16 protein-coding genes are annotated in these 20034 nt (G+C 43.6%); 5 read left to right on the forward strand and 11 right to left on the reverse strand.

The genetic code is table 11. The features are described from left to right. Positions 1-93 precede the first annotated feature (93 nt). On the forward strand, positions 94-849 hold the full coding sequence (locus BW947_RS15435; RefSeq protein ID WP_076501135.1) for a DsbA family protein: 756 nt from the start codon (positions 94-96) through the stop codon (positions 847-849). A 75-nt stretch (positions 850-924) separates the two neighbouring features. Here the strand turns inward: BW947_RS15435 and BW947_RS15440 are convergent, their stop codons facing one another. The 5 genes from BW947_RS15440 to BW947_RS15460 all read right to left on the reverse strand — a co-directional run bounded on the left by BW947_RS15440 (position 925) and on the right by BW947_RS15460 (position 6812). Continuing rightward, the gene (locus BW947_RS15440) at positions 925-1422 is read right to left on the reverse strand and encodes a cytochrome b/b6 domain-containing protein (protein ID WP_425272284.1); all 498 of its coding nucleotides are present in this window, start codon (positions 1420-1422) and stop codon (positions 925-927) included. Positions 1423-1573: 151 nt separating this feature from the next. Continuing rightward, the gene (gene hemG, locus BW947_RS15445; protein WP_076501140.1) at positions 1574-2095 is read right to left on the reverse strand and encodes a menaquinone-dependent protoporphyrinogen IX dehydrogenase; all 522 of its coding nucleotides are present in this window, start codon (positions 2093-2095) and stop codon (positions 1574-1576) included. Between the two features lie 341 nt (positions 2096-2436). After that, positions 2437-4062 (reverse strand): di-heme oxidoredictase family protein, encoded by a 1626-nt coding sequence (locus BW947_RS15450; RefSeq protein ID WP_076501142.1) that lies wholly within the window; start codon positions 4060-4062, stop codon positions 2437-2439. A 144-nt stretch (positions 4063-4206) separates the two neighbouring features. Further along, positions 4207-5367 carry an imelysin family protein gene (locus BW947_RS15455; RefSeq protein WP_076501145.1) on the reverse strand — a complete coding sequence of 387 codons (1161 nt, stop codon included), beginning with the start codon at positions 5365-5367 and terminating at the stop codon, positions 4207-4209. A 38-nt stretch (positions 5368-5405) separates the two neighbouring features. Beyond that, positions 5406-6812, reverse strand: coding sequence for a porin family protein (locus tag BW947_RS15460; RefSeq protein WP_076501148.1), 1407 nt, complete (start codon positions 6810-6812; stop codon positions 5406-5408). A 264-nt stretch (positions 6813-7076) separates the two neighbouring features. Between BW947_RS15460 and BW947_RS15465 the strand changes: the two genes are divergently transcribed. Both BW947_RS15465 and BW947_RS15470 read left to right on the forward strand, forming a co-directional pair. Next, positions 7077-8285 (forward strand): MFS transporter, encoded by a 1209-nt coding sequence (locus tag BW947_RS15465; protein WP_076501151.1) that lies wholly within the window; start codon positions 7077-7079, stop codon positions 8283-8285. A 59-nt stretch (positions 8286-8344) separates the two neighbouring features. Further along, the gene (locus tag BW947_RS15470; protein WP_076501153.1) at positions 8345-9184 is read left to right on the forward strand and encodes a TIGR03899 family protein; all 840 of its coding nucleotides are present in this window, start codon (positions 8345-8347) and stop codon (positions 9182-9184) included. Positions 9185-9264: 80 nt separating this feature from the next. Here the strand turns inward: BW947_RS15470 and cysC are convergent, their stop codons facing one another. The 5 genes from cysC to cobA form a co-directional block, all read right to left on the reverse strand. Beyond that, positions 9265-9882: an adenylyl-sulfate kinase gene (gene cysC / locus BW947_RS15475; RefSeq protein WP_076501155.1), complete on the reverse strand. Its 618-nt coding sequence runs from the start codon at positions 9880-9882 to the stop codon at positions 9265-9267. A 63-nt stretch (positions 9883-9945) separates the two neighbouring features. Beyond that, the gene (locus BW947_RS15480; protein ID WP_076501157.1) at positions 9946-11670 is read right to left on the reverse strand and encodes an SLC13 family permease; all 1725 of its coding nucleotides are present in this window, start codon (positions 11668-11670) and stop codon (positions 9946-9948) included. A gap of 3 nt (positions 11671-11673) precedes the next feature. Further along, positions 11674-13116 carry a sulfate adenylyltransferase subunit CysN gene (gene cysN, locus BW947_RS15485; protein WP_076501159.1) on the reverse strand — a complete coding sequence of 481 codons (1443 nt, stop codon included), beginning with the start codon at positions 13114-13116 and terminating at the stop codon, positions 11674-11676. A gap of 81 nt (positions 13117-13197) precedes the next feature. Next, complete coding sequence (gene cysD, locus BW947_RS15490; RefSeq protein WP_076501162.1) at positions 13198-14106, reverse strand: sulfate adenylyltransferase subunit CysD; 909 nt, start codon at positions 14104-14106, stop codon at positions 13198-13200. Positions 14107-14162: 56 nt separating this feature from the next. Continuing rightward, positions 14163-15008, reverse strand: a complete 846-nt coding sequence (gene cobA, locus BW947_RS15495; protein ID WP_076501165.1) for a uroporphyrinogen-III C-methyltransferase — start codon at positions 15006-15008, stop codon at positions 14163-14165. Positions 15009-15503: 495 nt separating this feature from the next. Between cobA and BW947_RS15500 the strand changes: the two genes are divergently transcribed. Both BW947_RS15500 and BW947_RS15505 read left to right on the forward strand, forming a co-directional pair. Next, positions 15504-16388: a phospholipase A gene (locus BW947_RS15500; protein ID WP_076501177.1), complete on the forward strand. Its 885-nt coding sequence runs from the start codon at positions 15504-15506 to the stop codon at positions 16386-16388. Between the two features lie 161 nt (positions 16389-16549). Beyond that, entirely contained in the window at positions 16550-18100 is a 1551-nt protein-coding gene (locus tag BW947_RS15505) for a S41 family peptidase (RefSeq protein WP_076501179.1), read from the forward strand. Between the two features lie 86 nt (positions 18101-18186). On the opposite strand, the gene BW947_RS15510 is transcribed toward BW947_RS15505, so the two are convergent. Continuing rightward, complete coding sequence (locus tag BW947_RS15510) at positions 18187-19923, reverse strand: hypothetical protein (protein WP_076501182.1); 1737 nt, start codon at positions 19921-19923, stop codon at positions 18187-18189. Between the last annotated feature and the right edge of the window lie 111 nt (positions 19924-20034).

Below are 20034 nucleotides of genomic sequence, written 5' to 3' on the forward strand. Positions count from 1 at the left end.
GCCGTTCATTTTACTCTTATGCTAATCATACCAACGCTGACAAAGCACAATGATTGATACCACGTATTTAACACCATCAAATTTGAGGACATTATGATTAAACAATTAGCCTTGGCTGTCACCTTAGTGATCACTCCATTGAGCAGCTTTGCTGCCAATTTTGTTGAAGGTACGCATTACACTCAAATCTCTACCAAAGCGCCAAGCAGCGAGCCAAAACTTACTGAGTTTTACTCATTTTACTGTCATAACTGCTTCAATATGGAAACCAATTATCTGCCCGATATTAAAGCTAATCTCAACCCAAAAGTAAGCTTTGATAGCAAGCATGTCGATTTTATGAATAGCGACATTGGCACTGAAGTTATGCGCTCACTGGCCGTGATCCAAAGCGTGGATAATAAAGATGCCCTAACCCATGCCATGTTCAGCGCTATTCAAGGTGTAGAAGCCCAAAATGGTCACGATCACAGCGCTGCTGGCCATGAACATGAGCAGCAAATCAATAATCGTGATGATATTAAAAAAATCTTTGCCCCACTAGGTGTCGATGCAGCCCAGTACGATAAAATCGCCGACAGTCAAAGCACCAATGAAAAGCTCGCGTTGTGGCGCACTCAGCAAAACGAATTCAAGATTGAGAGCGTACCGGCCTTTATTGTGAACGATAAATATGCGGTTAACTTAAGCAGCATCAAAACCTTAGATGAGTTAATTGGGTTAATTAACTACCTTGCTATTGAGAAAGATATCGCTCCTGCTAAAACCTCATCAGGCGGCAGTTTAGGTGGGTTATTTTTAGCCTTCGCCGCTGTAATAGGCATCACTCGTCAGCGACGTTTTAACTAATTTGGCGTTAGCCAATATCAAAAAATGGCCTCAATATTGAGGCCATTTTTTTAAGTTTAAAAAGACTGAAGCAAGTTATTGCCGAATAAAATCGATGATATGACTGATAGCCAAGAGTAAATGCACCACTAAAAAACCAATAAATGCCTGTGCAAATAACTGATGATAACCACGCCACTCTATCGCAGTAGCCGTGCCTTGAAATAGAAACCAGATTAAACCGCTAAGACCTGTTGCCACCAGCAGCAACATGCCAATGCCTTCAATCGCGCTAAATAGCCCTTTGCCACCTGCGATAGGAAATTTGCCTTTTACAAGCCCGACAATGTCCTGTTTTAACTGCATGCCATCGCCAACTAACCAACCAAAATATTGGCGCCACTTACTTTGCAAACAGTTATTGATTAAAAAAAGGATACCAAGACCTGTGCAGGCTAAACCTAAATACACGTGTAAATAATCCCAAAGGCCAGCATTATCGGGTACCCGCCGCAACATCATAATCCAAGGGCTAGTGCACACAAGTAGGCTGCTTAATATCACTATTCCTACATGCAGATATGTCATCAGCATACGGCACCGAGACCTGAGCATAGCTAGCATATTTATAACTCCTCCCTGATAAAGAACATACTCAACTCTTTAATACAGTTTTGTTGAATGCTGCTCCGTGCAAGAGATAATCCCATAGTGGTAAACAGCGTTGTTATTTCAACTATCACATTTAAGCACGATGAATTTGTTCAGCAAATTCATCGACTTTATGCCAGTCAGTGTATTCAACATTGGTCACAGGATCCGTCGGGCCTTTGGTTAACCACATGATAAATCGAATAACGTTTCGATCTAACATGTTGTAACCTTGATAATTTAAATTACCACCAAAAACCTGTAATAATTGTGGTCGCCATGTGGTCTTACTCAAAAAAGCCTGTATATAAGGGTTTGTTTCAGCAGTATTTTTAGTGGGTTTACGTGCGACCAAACTGACAGAGAAAAATCCACTGACTTTACTCGCCAATACCGTTTGATGCTTTTCAATAAACTCATACAAACGAGGGTTATGTTTACCGTGGCGGATACTGGCGCCAACAATGACTTTGTCAAACTCATTAAGGGCTGGGGCAGCCTTGATATCAGCAGTCACCACTGAATTACCCAAACCGATTAGCTGCTGCGCTAATTTAGTGGCAATTTTTTGAGTCTGGCCGTGAACACTAGAATAAATAATGAGAATTTTTTTCAATTTAGCCTCGATTTAGTCTAAGCAAAATAACCATTAGCAACATATAAAATGCTGACTCGATAGCAACGCTAATACCCATGAGTGCATTGTGAGTCATTAACGTTCCAGTAGCATTTAGCTAAGTACACAAAAGGAAATAACACTTAAGATACTTCATATTAGGCGATTTACTCTGCCATTTACATGAAATAGATCACGGGCTTAACGCCAAAGATACCGAGTATATGCGGTTGTTTTAGCCAGCTCACAAAAAAGGGCAAACCCTGAGGTTTGCCCTTTTTGAAATAGACTAAAAAGGATGAGTCGACAACATCGCCCCGTTAGATTAGCCCTGTTAGATATTACAACGACATTAAGAATGCGATGACTTGCTCGCGTTCATTTTTAGATAATGCCACAAATGCGTTTTGACTCTTTTCAGCCTCACCGCCATGCCACAATATGGCTTCTTCTAAGGTTGCAGCTCGTCCATTATGCAAGAAACCCGCCTGTGGATTGACTGTCTGGGTTAGCCCTATGCCCCATAATGGCCGTGTACGCCATTCATTGCCAGAGGCTAAAAAATCAGGGCGACCATCGGCAAGTCCGTCTCCCATATCGTGTAGTAATAAATCGGTGAAAGGATAAATCTTTTGGCCTTTTAAACTTTCACTCATGGCTCGCCCACCAATTTCACCACTGGTTTTAGTAGTAAAAGAAGGGACATGGCACCCAGTGCAATTGAGCTTTGTGAATAATCGGGCGCCTTCCCTCACCTGCGGTTGTGTCACATTGCGCCTTGCAGGAACCGCTAAGGTTTCGGCATAAAACACCACGGCATCACTAAACTGTGCTCCTACCTCGGGGGCGCCATTTTCATCTTCCCCCGTATCAACAAAGCCAGTTCGAGTGAGATAAGCATCATGCAGTGCGCTACCTTTAATGCTTTCATCGGGAAATAAGGGATTAGTAATCCCAATATCACCACGTAGTGCACCTAAGGATTGCACTCGCACACTTGGAGTATTCGCTTTCCAGCCGAAACGACCTAACGACACAGGATACACATCTCCTGCTTGGGCTTTTACAGCGTCAAAAACATAGTTTGCCCTTGCAGAAATACCATCGTTATTAGCATCATTTTCATCAAGGTGCTGCAAAATATCGGTTTCGGCGATGGCTTCAAGCAAGCCTAAACCAAACACGGGCATGCCATTACGCCACCCCATTAACACATCATCTTGTAATAGGTTTGAGGTCAAATTAGCACTTTGTTTAGTTTCACCGGGGGCATCGTAGGGGTTCTCCACGGCAAATAATGGTTTTTTCAATAAGACTTGGCTGCCATCTGGGTAGACCACGGTCTTTGTTTCATAGGAGAGGTAAACATCCGCTTGCCCAATAAACTGATTCTGTTGCCAATCAGGACGCGCTTGCAGCACACCACGGTGAAATAATTGTCCACCAAAATCTGGCACAGGGATCGGCGCGCAATAGTCATTGCTCACATCGCCTTTGATGCAAACTTCATTGGCCGCCTGACTTATCCGTAAAAAGATGCCCGCTTCCGAACCCAATTTAACCCGCGTTTGACCAGCACTGACTTGCGGGGTTGAGTTACGTCCATCACGTTGATGGCAAGCATTACAATTTGTGTTATTAAATACTGGGCCTAAACCGTCTAATTCAGGGTGTTCGGCATTAGGCGCGGTAGTAAAAGAGGTTTCAAAAAACTTATCGCCCTCCATGTGCAGCGCAAGCTCTGTTGCTGTTAAATTTATCGAAGGAGTTGAAAATCCATGACCCGAATTGCCAGCATCATAGGTTGTCGTTGCGCCGCCACTGGCGGTCATATCGGTATATTCAGGATAGGTAATCGGTTCAGGCGTGGGGGTCACCGTATCTTCTGCATCACCACTGCCACCACAACCGGTAAGCTGTATACCGCCAAGGAGTAATGCGCCGATTAAAACGTGTCTGTTGTTCATCTTCAATCTCACACAAATAAGCATGACCCGGCAGCAATGACACAACGGCACCCTTGCTGCAGGGTATAAACACCAAGCGAGCTACGCCACTTGGCGTTATCAAATGCTAAAACCAATTGTTTTAGCAAGACTCGGCATTACAAATTAAGATTTCCAACGAGACAGCAAAGGTATGACATCAGATTCCAATGTCGTTTTCAGCTTCGTTAGAGCATCCACCGCCACTTGGATACGGGCACGACCCGCATCATCTTTTATAGCTTGGCGGAAAGGTTGTTGGTTGCTGCCAGAAATCGCGCGAATTTTGATAATGGCATCATCAATTTCACTGCTTACGCGAGTGGCTAAGTTCGCATCAGCAGCGGCCACAAAATTCACTATGCCCTGTTTGTCGCTATTACCGGTAAACTCACCTTGATAAACGTTACGCACACCAATGATATTATTGGCAAAATCATCTAATGAGTTCCAAGAATACTGCGACTCCACCTTTGAGGTGTCGGCTGTCGCCAGCGAGCTGCCAAAAGGATCGGCAATTTTACCGTTACCGACTTCATCAACAATGGCTATCATGCCGTTAATCAATTCTTCAACTACCGCCAGTTGCGATGAATAAATAGTATTACCTGTCACGCCTGGATTTTTTAATAATTCTGCATAGGGTTTAGCCGCAGTATCCTGTGGATTGTGGTTTATCTGCCAAGCATCATCGAGTTGCTTAGTGTAGTCACGAAACACTTCTGCCAATGCAATCAGATACTCGCGCTCTTTGACCGTGAGTTGATTAATGGGCTTAGTGTTGCCATTAACGCCGTCACCAAATAATAGATATTCGATGGTATGGAAACCTTGCACATCGTCATTCCAGCCTTTAATCGTCTGTGCATCAAAACCGGAATGAGTGTTTAACTGCGTTTGAAGATCGGTGGTATTGAGCGGCCAGCTATCCAAGTGCGGATCGATACTCAGCGAATCCACAGGACCAAAAATATGTGATTCGCCTTGCTCCCAAGGTAAACGAGCCGCCTTCCATGCTGCTTGAGCGGCGTCTAAATCGGCTTGTGTTGTTGAGTTCGTTAGTTTTTGAGTCGCCAATAAAAGCGCCTGCGCTTGCAATGCTAGGTCAGCATAACCCGCAACAATAACGTCGTCAGTGAGGTTAGTGATCATCTCTGTGGCAGTAAAACTAAACTTATTATCTGGTGTAGTTGGCGTGCTTGGCGTTGAATCATCCGACCCAGAACCACCACAGGCGGCTAAGGTGCTCATAAGCGCAAGAGCAATGGCTGTTTTACGTAATGTCATGATATTAAGTTCCTATTGGTTCCAGCAAAATTGAGAGATTAGAGCGAAAATTGATAACCCACGCCAAGGGCGAAAAAGTGAGTATCGGGTATGCTAGCAACGGCAACTTGATGCAAGCCGGCTTCCGCTTTAATCACTATTTGTGGTATTGGAAAATAGTTCACGCCAACGCTAGTCCAAGTATTTTCAAAGCGCTTGGTGGCGGTGCCAGTTTCGACTTCCATTAAAGGATTGGAGTAATCTATGTTGGCAAATACCGTTAACGGAACTGAGGTGAAATGATTTAAATCGATACCCGCTTCGACGAAAAAGGCCTGTGATTTCGAGCCTAGCTGCGCGAAGTTACCAGGTTTCAAACCTGGAGTGGTTTTATTAGCTTGGGTGATGGCATCGCTGTCGCTTAACGTGCCATAAAGGTACTGACCGCGTAAAATCCAAGGGCCTTCAATATATGCTCCAGCAGCAGAGACAATACTAACGGTGCCATCTTCATCAATTTTATTGCTTTTATGACGATTGTCGCTGGTATTGCCATAATAATAAGCCACGCCGACTGCCGAACCTTTTTTGAAATCACCGTAATCTAGACGTCCTGCAAAGGCTAAATCATCACCATTCACATGTTCAAAACGTTTTTGATGCCCAGATGCAGTCCAATCATAGGTTCTAAAATATTCTGAATTAAGGCCACTAATAACTTGTGCTTGGTAATGAAAATCGGCTATTTCGCCATAAACACCGATACCATTTTCATTCCAAACAGCGGGGATCATGGCGGCTTCGCTTTTATGTCGCATCACAGTAAGATACTGATTTGGCTTATGCAACATACTGGTCAAACCGATTGGTACATGAATATTACCGAATTTCACTCCGAATGCTTTGGAAGGGCGATAACGCAGTTCAGCCTTTTCAACGACCACCTCACCACCGGCTTCGACCTCAGTTTCAAACTCACCAAACTCATCGAAACCGTCGTACTCAAGTGATGTCCCCGTACCGCCATGTTCGTATTCAATTTCGACTTCCATACTCCAAACATCAGTAAATTGGTAGCCAAACTCAGTAACGACACGCTCTAAATCAAACCGATTACGCCGCTCTGGCGTAGTATCTTGCACATTATCAAAATACTCATCGCTGGTATAAATCGCGCTGCCATAGGATTGAAACGAAAATTTGCTGAGTTTATCGGCAGCTGTATCAACACGATCGACTACAGTGCTCGTTTTAGCTTGGTATTCAGCCTGCTGTACTTGCTGTTGCTGCTGTTGTGCGGCTAATTCAGATAATTGTTGTTTTAACTGTTGTAATTCTACTTCTTGTTTTGCGATGGCTTGTTCTAAAACGGCAGGATCCGTTGCTGCTTGCGCAGTTCCATGGACACTGCCAATGAGCGCCGTGACCATAATGGCCAAAGAACTCAACTTTAATTCTGTTCTCATCTCTTTCTCCGCGCTGTTTAACAGTTTGCCCCTAAATGCGCAAATAAAATATATCAAACGAGAATCGTTTGCATTATAATTTACAATTGAATTTACAAATAACTTACATTAGCAACCTATTGTATATTCGCTCCCGCGTTCAATATTTAGCTCAAATAAGCTGCAATTACGATTCACTTTACAACCTATTTAGCATTCAAGTTATCTAGCCTCTTAGCAGAAAAAGCATTAGCATTTGGATACTTATCGCCAGAGCCTTTATCCATGAAACCTATTAAAGCCCAAGATCCTAAATCGCTCTTACTATGGATGACCTTCGTCATGTCGCTGGTGTTTGCTGTATGGCAGGCACTGCTCAATAATTTTGTGATCGAAAAAGCTCAATTTACCGGCGCTGAAATTGGCATATTACAAAGCCTACGAGAGATCCCAGGATTCTTAGCATTCACCGCCATTTTTGTACTGCTACTAATCAGAGAACAAGCCTTCGCCCTACTCTCACTCGCCTTGCTATGTATCGGTGTCGCGGTAACAGGTTTCTTTCCACAGGTTATCGGTTTGTATCTCACCACAGTGTTGATGTCAGTTGGATTCCACTATTTTGAAACCATCAATCAATCGTTAACCTTGCAATGGGTTGATAAAAAAGATGCCGCGGGTTTTATGGGCAAAGCGCTGGCGTGGCGCTCGGCGGCGGCCTTAGTCGGTTATGCCAGTATCTGGCTAGTGATGACATGGCTGAAGCTAGACTATCAGCATATGTATTTGATTATTGGTGTATTAGGCTTGGTCATGGTACTAACAATGACATGGTATTACCCACAGTTTGACACCACCGAAATACAGCACAAAAAAATTATTTTGCGTAAACGCTATTGGCTTTACTATTTACTGACCTTTTTTTCAGGGGCAAGACGGCAAATCTTCATGGTGTTTGCGGGTTTTATGATGGTCGAAAAGTTTGGTTACAGTGTGAGTGAAATTACCGCATTGTTCTTGATCAATTATTTAGTCAACCTGCTATTCGCCCCCACGATTGGTCGTTTTATTGGGCGTATTGGTGAACGCAATGCCCTCACAGTTGAATATATAGGGCTGTTCATCGTGTTCATTAGCTACGCTCTAGTTGAGCAACCTCATATGGCCGCTGCACTTTACGTCATCGATCATTTGCTATTCGCCATGGCTATTGCGATGAAAACCTATTTCCAAAAAATTGCTGATAGCAAAGATATTGCGGCGACAATGTCGGTTAGTTTTACCATTAATCACATTGCAGCTGTCATTATTCCCGTACTATTAGGGCTATTATGGCTGACCGACCCCGCGTTAGTTTTTTATATTGGTGCTGGCTTTGCGGTATGTTCGTTAATTTTGGCGCTCAATGTACCGCGCCATCCAGAACCTGGTAATGAAACGCTATGGTCTTGGTCCAATAGCAAGGCAAAATCAGTGGCTAAAACCATAGAATAGACAGCAATAACAATACGTAAAGTAAAGTACATCACTCACTCTCAGGGACTTATAACACGATGAAGGATTCAGATATTTTAATTTTGTCAGAGGACGGCGAGTCAACATCCGATGCTTCTGCCCGTAAAAAAGTACTATTACTCGGTCGGCAATTAGGGCTAGCAACCGAGAGAGAATATCGCCCTGCAAATGCCTCGGTCGCTGAGCGCGCTAAGCACCGCGCTGATAAGTTATCAAGCCAATATCAAACCAATGTGGAGACGATATTTTCGTTAGCTATCAGTTATACGCCATCGGATGTCACCGGCGTCGAGCTTGATCCCGATTGGAGTCATCAATTTTTTATGATGGCAGAGCAAATCCATAATCGTAAGATGCAAGATTTGTGGGCGCGAATATTATCGAGTGAGATTGTCAACCCTGGTAATTTTAGCTTACGCACCTTAGCTATACTCAAACAACTCACACACCGCGAAGCGCAAATTCTCGAAAAAGCCCTCGGTATGGCTGCAAAAGTGAATAACGAGCAGCGGTTAAAGCTGATTAGCGGCTATCGCTTATCAGGCGGGATTGGCCAGTATTTCCGTAAAATCACTTCGGTTAACTTGGGTTTATCGCAGTTTGGCCTGCCCTACTCCAGCATTTTGACCTTAGTTGATGCAGGGATTATCCATAGCAGCGAATTTGAAACTGGTTTACTCAACAATAAAACCCCAATCCAATTTGCCGTGCAAGGTATACAGATGAAACTGACTCCAAAAAGCGGCAACCTACTATTTAGTTATTATCGACTCACGCCCATTGGTGATGAACTGGCTCAGCTAGTGCTCCCAAAACCCGATCAAGAATATCTCAAGGCATTACAATTGCTATTCGCTAAAGACTTCAAAATAGAATAAGGGCTAACTAACAGCATCGCTTAATTACAGAAATAATAAAGGAGCTCAAAAGCTCCTGTTAAATCACTCAGCGTTAAATATCAGCCTAACGCATTTATCTTATCGGCATTGATCACATTGATTGCGGTTAAATAGTCAATTAACGCGCGTACTTGAGTCGCTAAATCGCCTTTACTGGTATCAATCGTTAATTCGGCGGCCAATGGCGCTTCGTATGGCGATGAAACGCCAGTAAAATTAGCAATTTCGCCACTGCGCGCTTTCACGTACAACCCCTTAGGATCGCGCTGCTCGCACACACTTAAAGGCGTCGACACATGGACTTCAATAAACTGCCCCGCAGGAAAGCTAGCACGAATACTATCGCGCTCTTCACGGGTCGGGGAAATAAAGGCCGATAAAATCACCAGCCCAGCATCCACCATCAATTTAGCCACTTCACCCACTCGGCGCAGATTTTCGTCACGATCTTTAACGGTAAAACCTAAATCGTTACACAGACCATGGCGCACATTATCGCCATCGAGCAAATAAGTATGGAATCCCGCCTCAAATAACGCCCGCTCTAACGCGCCTGCCAATGTTGATTTACCCGCACCTGAGAGCCCAGTAAACCACAGTAAAACAGGGTTCTGACCTTTTTGTTTAGCTCTAGCAGCTTGATCTACAGGATGTTGATGCCACACGATATTTGTCATAAAAACTCCTCAATCCCTATATAAAAAAATAACTCACACAGGGCAATAAACTCAAGCTAATCATTAAAAAGGAAAGATGATTGGCACCATAAATATCACGATCACGGAATACAACACAGATAACGGCAACCCTAAACGAACAAAGTCACTGAAGCGGTAATTACCCGCATTAAATACCATCAAATTGGTCTGATAACCGTAGGGGGAAATAAAGCTCGCGCTGGCACCAAACACCACCGCCATAATAAAGGGTCTTGCATCGACACCGTAATTAAGTGCAATCGCGTAAGCAATCGGGAAAGATAGCGCCGCAGCGGCATTATTGGTGACCAGTTCCGTCAGCAACAAGGTCATCAAGTACACACCGACAAAAGCGCCAAATACACCATAACCATTGATAACCGAAAGCAATCCTTGCGCTAAGCTATCGGCAAGACCTGTGCTCATCATCAAATTGGCGAGCCCTAAGGCGCTCCCCACAATGACCACCAATTCTATTGGGAAACGGCGTTTAAGCTCAGCCAAAGTAACAGCGCCAATGGCAAAATAACCGAGCAACAACAACACTAAACCCTTAGCCAACGGCAACACACCAGTAACACTGAGTACAATCACAGCCGCAAAACCGAGTAATACCCAACGGCCACGGTGATTGTCTAAGCGTACATTTAAATCTAGCCCACTCACTGCGGCAAACTCTGAGCTCAATTTTGGATTGGCGCTAAAACTATCCCCTGGCGTCAATAACAATACATCGCCAGGTTGCAAAATAATGTCACCAAGTCCGCCCTTTAGCGGATGATGACCACGACGAATTGCCATCACGGCAGCATCAAACTGCTCACGAAAACGCGATGCTTTTAACGAGTTACCGACTAAACTGGATGACGGCGCAAGCACTGCTTCAACTAAATTTTGCCCCTTGGCTTGATGTTTACCAAACCAATCTAAACCATCGAATTGATGTAATAACTCCACCGATTCCACCGCACCGCTAAAACGCAGCACATCGTCCGCTTGTAGCACTAGCTGGGGCGGCACGGGGTAAATACAAATGCCACTGCGTTCTAACTCGACTAGATATAACTGCTTTAGCGCCCTGAGTTTATTGTCAACCACACTGCGGCCAACTAAGAGCGAACCTTTCGCCACGTGAGCTTCGAGTAAATAAGGTAGCGCTTCTTCGTCTGACTCTTCGCGTCTATCGGGCAGAATATTTGCCAATAGGACCAGCAGTAACATACCCGCGACGACGATCACAACAGCCACTGGCGTGAACTCAAAAAAACCTAAAGCGGGTAAACCGGCGTTTTCTACAAAGGAGTTAACAATTAAGTTAGTTGATGTACCAATCAGCGTGAGTGTGCCGCCTAAAATCGCCGCGTAATTAAGTGGCAACAGCAATTTAGCCGGCGCGTGCACTTGATTACGGCGCACCACACCGATAAGCGATGCCACTACGGCAGTGTTATTGGTAAATGACGATAACAAAGCAGTCGACAACCCGAGTTTGGCCATAGTTATAGGTAAAGAACTATTACCGATAACCTGACTCAATTTGCCCAGTAGGGAGGTTTTTTCTAACGCTGTCGCGGCCAACACCAATAAAACTAAGGTGACCAAGCCAATATTGGTAAAGCTGGTTAATGCAGTATCAAGTGCAACCATGTCAAACAAGTAACACAGTAAAAATGCAAATAAAAACAATACTGCAGGATTAATGCGACCGCTAATTAAGCCAGCCACAAGCCCTAACAAAATAATCGCTAACAGCCACAGGTCACTCACAAATTAAGCTCCAAGCTTAGAGATATCGAGTACTTGCCAATGGGGGTAGTGTTTACGCACTAAGGCATTAAACTCCACTTCAAAGGCACTAAATTGTGATGTGGTTTGTTTATTAATATGTTGACCCGAAACAACCATCACTGCGGCGACGGTCGCATTACTTAAACGGTCAATTAAGATCATTCCGCCCGTATCTCGCACCAAAGAATACGCATCAAATACTATGTCTTCGGTCAGTTCTAAGGTCACGCGGGCAATGGCATTTAACCCAAGCGTGTCAGTGCTACTGCGCGCTAGAGTGTTAACATCAACCACATAATCAATTGCTGTTACAGAGGCTTGTGTTTTTTTACCCGCCACTTTGATGTCATATAACTGACCCAGTTGTAATGGCTTTTCATCCATCCACACTATGTCAGCGCTGATCACATTAGCGACGGCTGGCGCTGAATCGGGTTTTGCCAATAAATCGCCACGGGAAATATCGATTTCATCTTCCAGCGTTATCGTCACCGCTTGGCCTGCAACCGCTTCTTGTATGTCGCCATCGAAGGTGACAATACGCTCAACCTTGCTGCGTTTTCCCGATGGCAAAGCCACTAACTCGTCGCCGACCTTGATAATTCCAGAGGCTAAAGTGCCAGCAAAACCACGGAAATCTAAGTTAGGGCGCGACACATACTGTACTGGGAAACGTACAGGTAAGGAGCTGAGTTCACGTTGTGTATCAATAGTTTCTAGCAGTTCGAGCAAAGTGCCACCTTGATACCAAGGGCTTTGATTACTGCGCTCAACTACGTTGTCACCATTCAGCGCCGATAACGGCACAAAATGGATATCAAGACAGCCAAAGTCTTTAACGAAATCGGTAAAATCAGCACGAATACGGTTGAATACTTGCTGGTCAAACTCAAGCAGGTCCATTTTATTTACGGCAACGACAAAGTGGCGAATACCCAATAATGAGGCGATAAACGCATGGCGTTTAGTCTGCGTCTGCACGCCGTAGCGGGCGTCAACTAAAATCACCGCTAAATCACAGGTCGATGCGCCCGTGGCCATATTGCGGGTGTACTGCTCATGCCCTGGGGTATCGGCGATAATGAATTTGCGCTTATCACTTGAAAAATAACGGTAAGCCACGTCAATAGTGATACCTTGCTCGCGCTCAGCTTGCAAACCATCCACCAGCAAGGCTAAGTCAATGGCTTCACCTGTAGTGCCCATCTTAGCGCTGTCGCTCTTTAAGCTCGCCAATTGATCTTCATAGATTTGTGCACTGTCGTGTAATAGACGACCGATTAAGGTGCTTTTACCATCATCAACACTACCGCAGGTTAAAAAGCGCAATAAACCTTTATGCTGCTGTAGGGCCAAATATTCTTTTACACCATGGAGGGTAATTTCCGCCGCCATGCGATTGGTTTTATTGACTGCTTTGTCCATCTTATTCTCACTCTTGATCTGCTTAGCTGAAGGTCGCACTACAAAAGCCACATTCGCGAAATAGGCTTAACCTTGCCGACATTAAAAGTAGCCTTGACGCTTCTTTTGCTCCATGGAGGCACTTTGATCTGAATCGATCAAGCGGCCTTGGCGTTCACTCGAACGGGTTAACAGCATTTCTTCGATAATTTTTTCTAAGCTGTCAGCCTCAGAATGCATGGCGGCGGTGAGTGGATAGCAACCTAAGGTTCTAAAACGTACCACATCTTCTTTAATCTGCTCGCCTTCGGCTAACGTCATCCGCTCATCATCCACTAAAATTAGCTGGCCATTGCGCTCAACAACAGGACGTTTAGCAGCAAAGTATAATGACACTAACTCAATGTTTTCTTGATAGATATATTGCCAAATATCTAACTCTGTCCAGTTAGATAACGGAAACACTCGAATACTTTCGCCTTTATTCACCGCGCCGTTATAGGTGCGCCACAATTCTGGGCGTTGGTTTTTAGGATCCCATCGGTGGTGACGGTCGCGGAACGAATACACCCGCTCTTTGGCGCGAGATTTTTCTTCATCGCGGCGAGCCCCACCGAAAGCGGCATCAAAACCGTATTGGTTAAGTGCTTGCTTTAGACCTTGGGTTTTCATGATATCAGTATGTTTAGCACTGCCATGGTCAAAGGGGTTAATCCCCTGCGCTACGCCTTCAGGATTAGTATGTGTCAGCAGCTCAAAACCAAATTTCTTGGCCTGCGCATCACGGAACGTGATCATCTGCTTAAATTTCCAACCTGTGTCGACATGTAATAGCGGGAACGGGATCTTGCCCGGGTAAAAGGCTTTACGCGCTAAGTGCAGCATAACGGAAGAATCTTTCCCGATAGAATACATCATCACAGGATTATCGAATTCGGCTGCAACTTCACGAATGATCTGGATACTCTCGGCTTCCAGTTGTTGTAAGTGGCTTAATTCACGCCCGGCCATACTATTCTCCGTTTACCTTAAATTAGCTGTAATTAGCACAGCATGGGTTAGCTTAATTAGTTTACCGACGCCTTGGTCGACACGCTGACTGATTGAAATACCTGAATATTGGTGTGCCTACTTGCAATAGATTCTGGCTTAAACCAATGCAAGCTGTCACTCAGCGCGACCACTTCACCAATAATCATCAGTGCTGGCATATGTAATTGAGGATCGGCTGCTAGCTGTTCAAGCTCGCCTAAACGGCCAATAAAGCGCCGCTGATCTTTGGTCGTCGCCTTCGACACAATCGCCACTGGCGTGTCAGGGCTTCGACCCGCATTGAGCAAACCTTGACGAATAATACCCGCATTAAGAATGCCCATATACACGACTAACGTATTGTTAGGGTTAGCATAACCTTGCCAATCCATCGGACGGCTTTCTAATTGGCAATGGCCAGTAATAAAAGTAACGCCTTGGGCATGGTCTCTGTGCGTTAAAGGGATCCCAGCATAGGCCGATGTGCCGCTGGCTGCAGTAATACCAGGGATAACTTCAAACTCAACCCCTGCTTCGACTAAGGTTTGTAGCTCTTCGCCGCCGCGGCCAAAAATAAAAGGATCGCCGCCTTTAAGCCGCACTACATTTTTACGGGTGTAAGCTTTGGTAACCAGTAACTGATTAATGTCGTCCTGCGCGGCGCTGTGTTTATTAGCACGTTTACCTACGGCAATCTTTTCAGCATCTTTAGGGATAAGCTCGAGGATATCTTCACTAACTAAGGCATCGTATAGCACGACATCAGCAGTCTTAAGGATGCGCCATGCTTTTAACGTTAATAACTCAACGTCACCAGGACCTGCGCCCACCAGCCACACTTTGCCTTTGGCCGCTTGGCCCAGTAAAGATAACACTTCCATCAGAATCCCCAACATCACTTTAGTCTGCTGAAATATAGCGCGTCTTATATTCCATAATAAATAGATAATTGTTAGTTTTTATATCATTTAGATATAAAAACACCTAGGGGAGCTACCTAAAAACGGTTAAATGCTCTATTCAAGCCTTATAGTTATCTAGAATAAAGAATCAAATGCTTACATAACAATAACTTAGAAACCGTATCATGTTTTAATAACACTATACTTTGTTAACTAGATTGATAATTTTTGCACTATGTTATTCCCAAAAACTCTACTCAAATGACGAATGCCCGATGAAAAATGTCAAAATGCAATCCATTATCAATTAACCGCCTCAGCAATATTGACTAAAAAGTAAACCCAAAACCTCGGCGTGCAGCATAAGATGTGATTTTTCAATAGCGATAGATTCACTTTCTAGTGGTAAGCTGGGCGCCATTATTTTTGTTGAGCTAGACAAACAAAAACGAATAAATACATCAGGGAGGACAGATGAAACGACTTTATTCAGCTATCGCAGTGATTGGACTATTATCGAGTGCTAATATAAATGCCGAAGAATCGCTAGTTAAAGAAAGAGTAGAAGTTGAACTCGCCACAGCAGATCTACCTTTTGTAATTACACCGCATAAAGTGAATTATTTTTTACCTGTTACCTATAATCCCGACCCTAATATGGATCCCTTTACTGAAGACGCTGTACTCAACCCATATTCATTAGATGAATTTGAGGCGAAGTTTCAAATCAGTTTTAAATTCCCTATTTGGTACAATATTTTCGGTGATAATGGTCATCTATTTTTTGCTTACACTAACCAATCTTATTGGCAGGTATATAACAAAGATACGTCATCTCCTTTTAGAGAAACCAATCACGAACCTGAAGTTTTTCTGATGTTTAATAACGATTGGAAAATCGGTAGTGTTACTAACTCTTTTTGGGGTGTAGGAGCAGTACATCAATCTAACGGTAAAGCCGGTCCACTTTCCCGTAGTTGGAATCGACTTTACGCCACGATGATTTTTGATGCAGGCCCACTCGCCTTCTCAACCAAAGTATGGTGGCGCATACCTGAGGATAAAAAAACAGATCCAAATCAGGCAAGTGGTGACGATAACCCCAATATTGAAGACTACGTAGGTAGAGCTGAGTTTGTCGGCGTTTATGGTATTGATGCGCATAGGTTCACATTAACCCTTAAAACTAACTTAGAAGATATCGACCGCGGCTCTGCAGAGGTAACATGGAGCTATCCGATTGTCGGTAACTTACGTTTTTATACGCAATACTTTAATGGTTATGGTGAGAGTCTTATCGACTATGACTATCACAATCAGCGTATCGGCATAGGGATTTCACTCAACGACATGTTATAGAAACATAAAGTAACAGAATGCAAAAATCAGCCATAACCTACTACCCATTACTCAGATGAGGCTAAGTTGATATCAACACTGCTGTGAATGTCGAGGGCTATTAGGCCAACGGTTACATACCTTTTATGCCCTAAAGCAAAATCGAGTGGCCATGGATGAATATGAGTTTTAGCTACCGCAGTATCGTCACATTGCTTTTAGCGATCATTTTAGCCTGCTTACTTCAGCTGGTATTTTTCGCGGCGCCAAAAAATAGCCCTCTTCCAGCACTCAATGCTCAAGAAATACGCCAAGATCTCTACACTCTATTAAATCAGATAGAACAATACTCAAGTTTTTATGCCTTAACGATGGATAGCACCAACGCGCAACTCAGCCATGTAGCGAGCCAGATTGCTGACCAACATCAGCATATGACACCCAACACCCGATTTGCCGCTGAAATAACTAAATTACTGAATATACTAAAAGATCCCGCAGCATTGGTGCAAAACTTTGAGGACAAAAATGGCGAACTGCCTCTGATATTAAGGCCACTGAACGATCAATGGTTAGCTCTGGATAAAGACAATAGCCCAATCAATAGCAGTTTTCCTTTTATCTCCCATATTGATGGCATCCCTATCCATAAATGGGTGATAGCGAGCCAAGTTTACTTACCCGAATCAGCCAAACAGAGCCAAGAAATGCAGCTATCTTGGCTTAAAAAACTTAATTTATTACGTGAAGATTTAGGTTTGAGCATAAAACCCTATGTGCTTATTACCCTGATGAATGACGACATGCAAATTCAGCAGGTCACACTTGCTTTAGCACCAAAACAGTCGCAACTTATCGATGCTATCGCCAAAGAAGATGACAACCGTGAACCCAACTTGCTTGATCTCATTAATCAATTATCGACATTTAAACGCTCTGAGTTTAAAGAGATGTCTCATCGGTTAACAACGGTCAACACGACTACGGTTAAACTTACAATAAGCGATCTAAATGCTTTTGAATTAGATAGAAAACTGCAGCAAGAACTGTTCAAGGGGATGACGCACCCATTACTGATCATTGATTTACGTGATGCAAAAGGTTTTAGTCCCAAACTACTCACCATGTTGTCGCGATACCAAGATACAGACTCAAATAATACTTTAGCGCAAGACGTGATGGGATTTGCACATTACCGCCGCTCCCCCAAATTCAGAAATGATTACCTAAAACCGCTCCACTTTATGCCGCTTGATACGCTAGAGGACAGTGTCCCTGGGCTTAACTCCCTCACCCACAATTTGCCAACGGTCAACGAAGATCAATTTAGCCCTTGGTATGTTCGCACTAAACCTATGGTGACGCCTGAAGGCCGCAATCGCTTAGCGCTACTCGTAGGATCCCATTGTCGCCAAGAATGTGAATGGATAGCCTATCGCACTAACTCTTGGTCAAGAGTTAATTTGATTGGCGAAAAAACCTCTGGTGACTTTGCTCGTCATTATCATTTCAAATTGCCAAATAGTAGGCTCAACATAAGGTTAAGTAGCTCATTAACATACGATGCTCAAGGTAAGCTGTTGTCTGGTGTGGGCACGCTACCCGATATTTTGTTGCCGCAAAATGACGATATCCAATGGCAAGGACTGGTGAGTTTAGTGCGTTCAGCCAAGCCCAAGCAGCACCAGTCAACTCCACAATCAATAAAATTAGCTCAATCTAAGCTCAATTAGCAAAAAAAAGAGCCAGCAATTAGCTGGCTCGGTTTAACATTTATTCGCTAGTTCAGTAGCCACGCGCCAATAAATGGCATCTAGAATTACTTTTTATCTGTCGCTTTAGAATTAGCGACAGAGCCTATGACCAAACCTTGCTGATTAACATCAAAGCTCATTTTCACTCGCATATTATAATCTTTAAGCATTTTCATTTCTTCAGGAACTGGCTCACCCGTCATTTCTAAAAACGTGAGCATGGGAGTAAACATCTTGCCATAGTCAGCAGATAAGCTATACATGCCATTGGTTGACAGTTTCTCAGTTGCAAGTTTATTTGCTAGTTGCAAACCTTTATCACCGCTATATACCACTAAATGCTGACCTTTAATCGCCAACATAGGTTTAATACCCAATGCCGGTGGTAGCATTAATATAGGAGATAAATCGGTAGCATCGCCATTATCGGCTAATTGCACATCTGCCAACATTGGCGCGAAGGGTTTTACCATATTGAATAACATAGCTGGATTGTCAGCACTCAGGCTAACTAAGGCATCTACACTTTCTAACTGGTAATCATCATCGTACGCAGCCAGTTTAAAGTCGAGCAGTGATACGCTCATACCCTTAACGCCATTAGCCATACCGGTAAACATGCCAAGCATGGCTGGGCTTTGTTGACTCAGTTCCGATTGCCATTGTGCCAACGGCGCACAAGTTAATTGTGGTTTTTGCAGATCATCCCAAATGGCAGTTAAGGCAGGTGCGACTTCATTAACATCTAAACCGATACCCATCGAAAATATAGTGCTATTAATATCGGCCATATGTGCAGGAATAAACCCACGCATTTTTTGTAACGCCGTCAAAATAGGCTGATTTTTAGTTTCAATCACAAATGAAGCAGCCATATGACTTTCTTTTTCGGTCACAGAAAACTCAGTTACCCCTGCAACAGTGCGCGGCCAATTAGCGGCAATAGCCGTTAGTTCAGCACGGCATTCAGGTGTTCTAATTTCAGCTAATGGATCTTCACCGACGTTCTCATTGGCTAAAAGCTGAGTCAATTGCTGCGATAGTAGATTACTATCGGCAGATGTTAATGCCTTTACTATTTCCACATGATTGATAAAGCTAACGCTGTTATTTTTAAAACCATGGGTCTTAATAATATCTTCTATTATCCCCGAAGCTGCTAATGACTGCGGCGCCTTCTTAATACCAAATGCCATTTCTAATAAATCAGGCTTGGTTAAAGAGGTGCTAAATGTCATCGTTAAAATGCCATCTTTCTGGGCAAATAATAATTCAATTTTTTCAGCGGTATTGTCGTCCGATAACATATAGGCGCGGTAATCAACGTCACCGATTTTACGCATTTCGTGGCTCACACCACTGTCTTTTTCGGCTTTGTCTAATACAGCCCAAAAAGCATCGACTTGATTAACATCAATTTTGAATACTGGCAAAGCGCCTAATGTATAAATATAAGGTTTAACTTCATCAGGAAAGCCAAAGGTTTTCAACAATAAAGCAGGATCTTTAATTCCATCCATATATTGCTGATAGATGCTGACAAAAAACTTGCCCATAGGGCTATCTAACTCATCTAGTTCAGCTAAAGCATTACTTGGGTATTGTTGATAATTTCCAGAAATAGACTGTAAATAGGCTTTTAACGGGAAGGGGGTTAACTGACCCGAAAATAGCGGCGTATCAGCAGGCACATAATCGAGCAAAGGGTTGGCAGAAACACTTGAACCAGCACCATTTTGCGTATACCAATAACCGCCCGCACCGGCCGCAATAATTACCGCAGCAATCACAATCTTTTTCATTTAACAAACTCCATTTGAGATCAATTCAATTTTATATAAAAATAATGCCTAACATAATGTTCTGGCAATTCAATATTTACCGTTCTTACCTATCCCTAATATGAACAGTGT

It is taken from the genome of Shewanella morhuae, assembly GCF_900156405.1.
GTDB lineage: Bacteria > Pseudomonadota > Gammaproteobacteria > Enterobacterales > Shewanellaceae > Shewanella > Shewanella morhuae.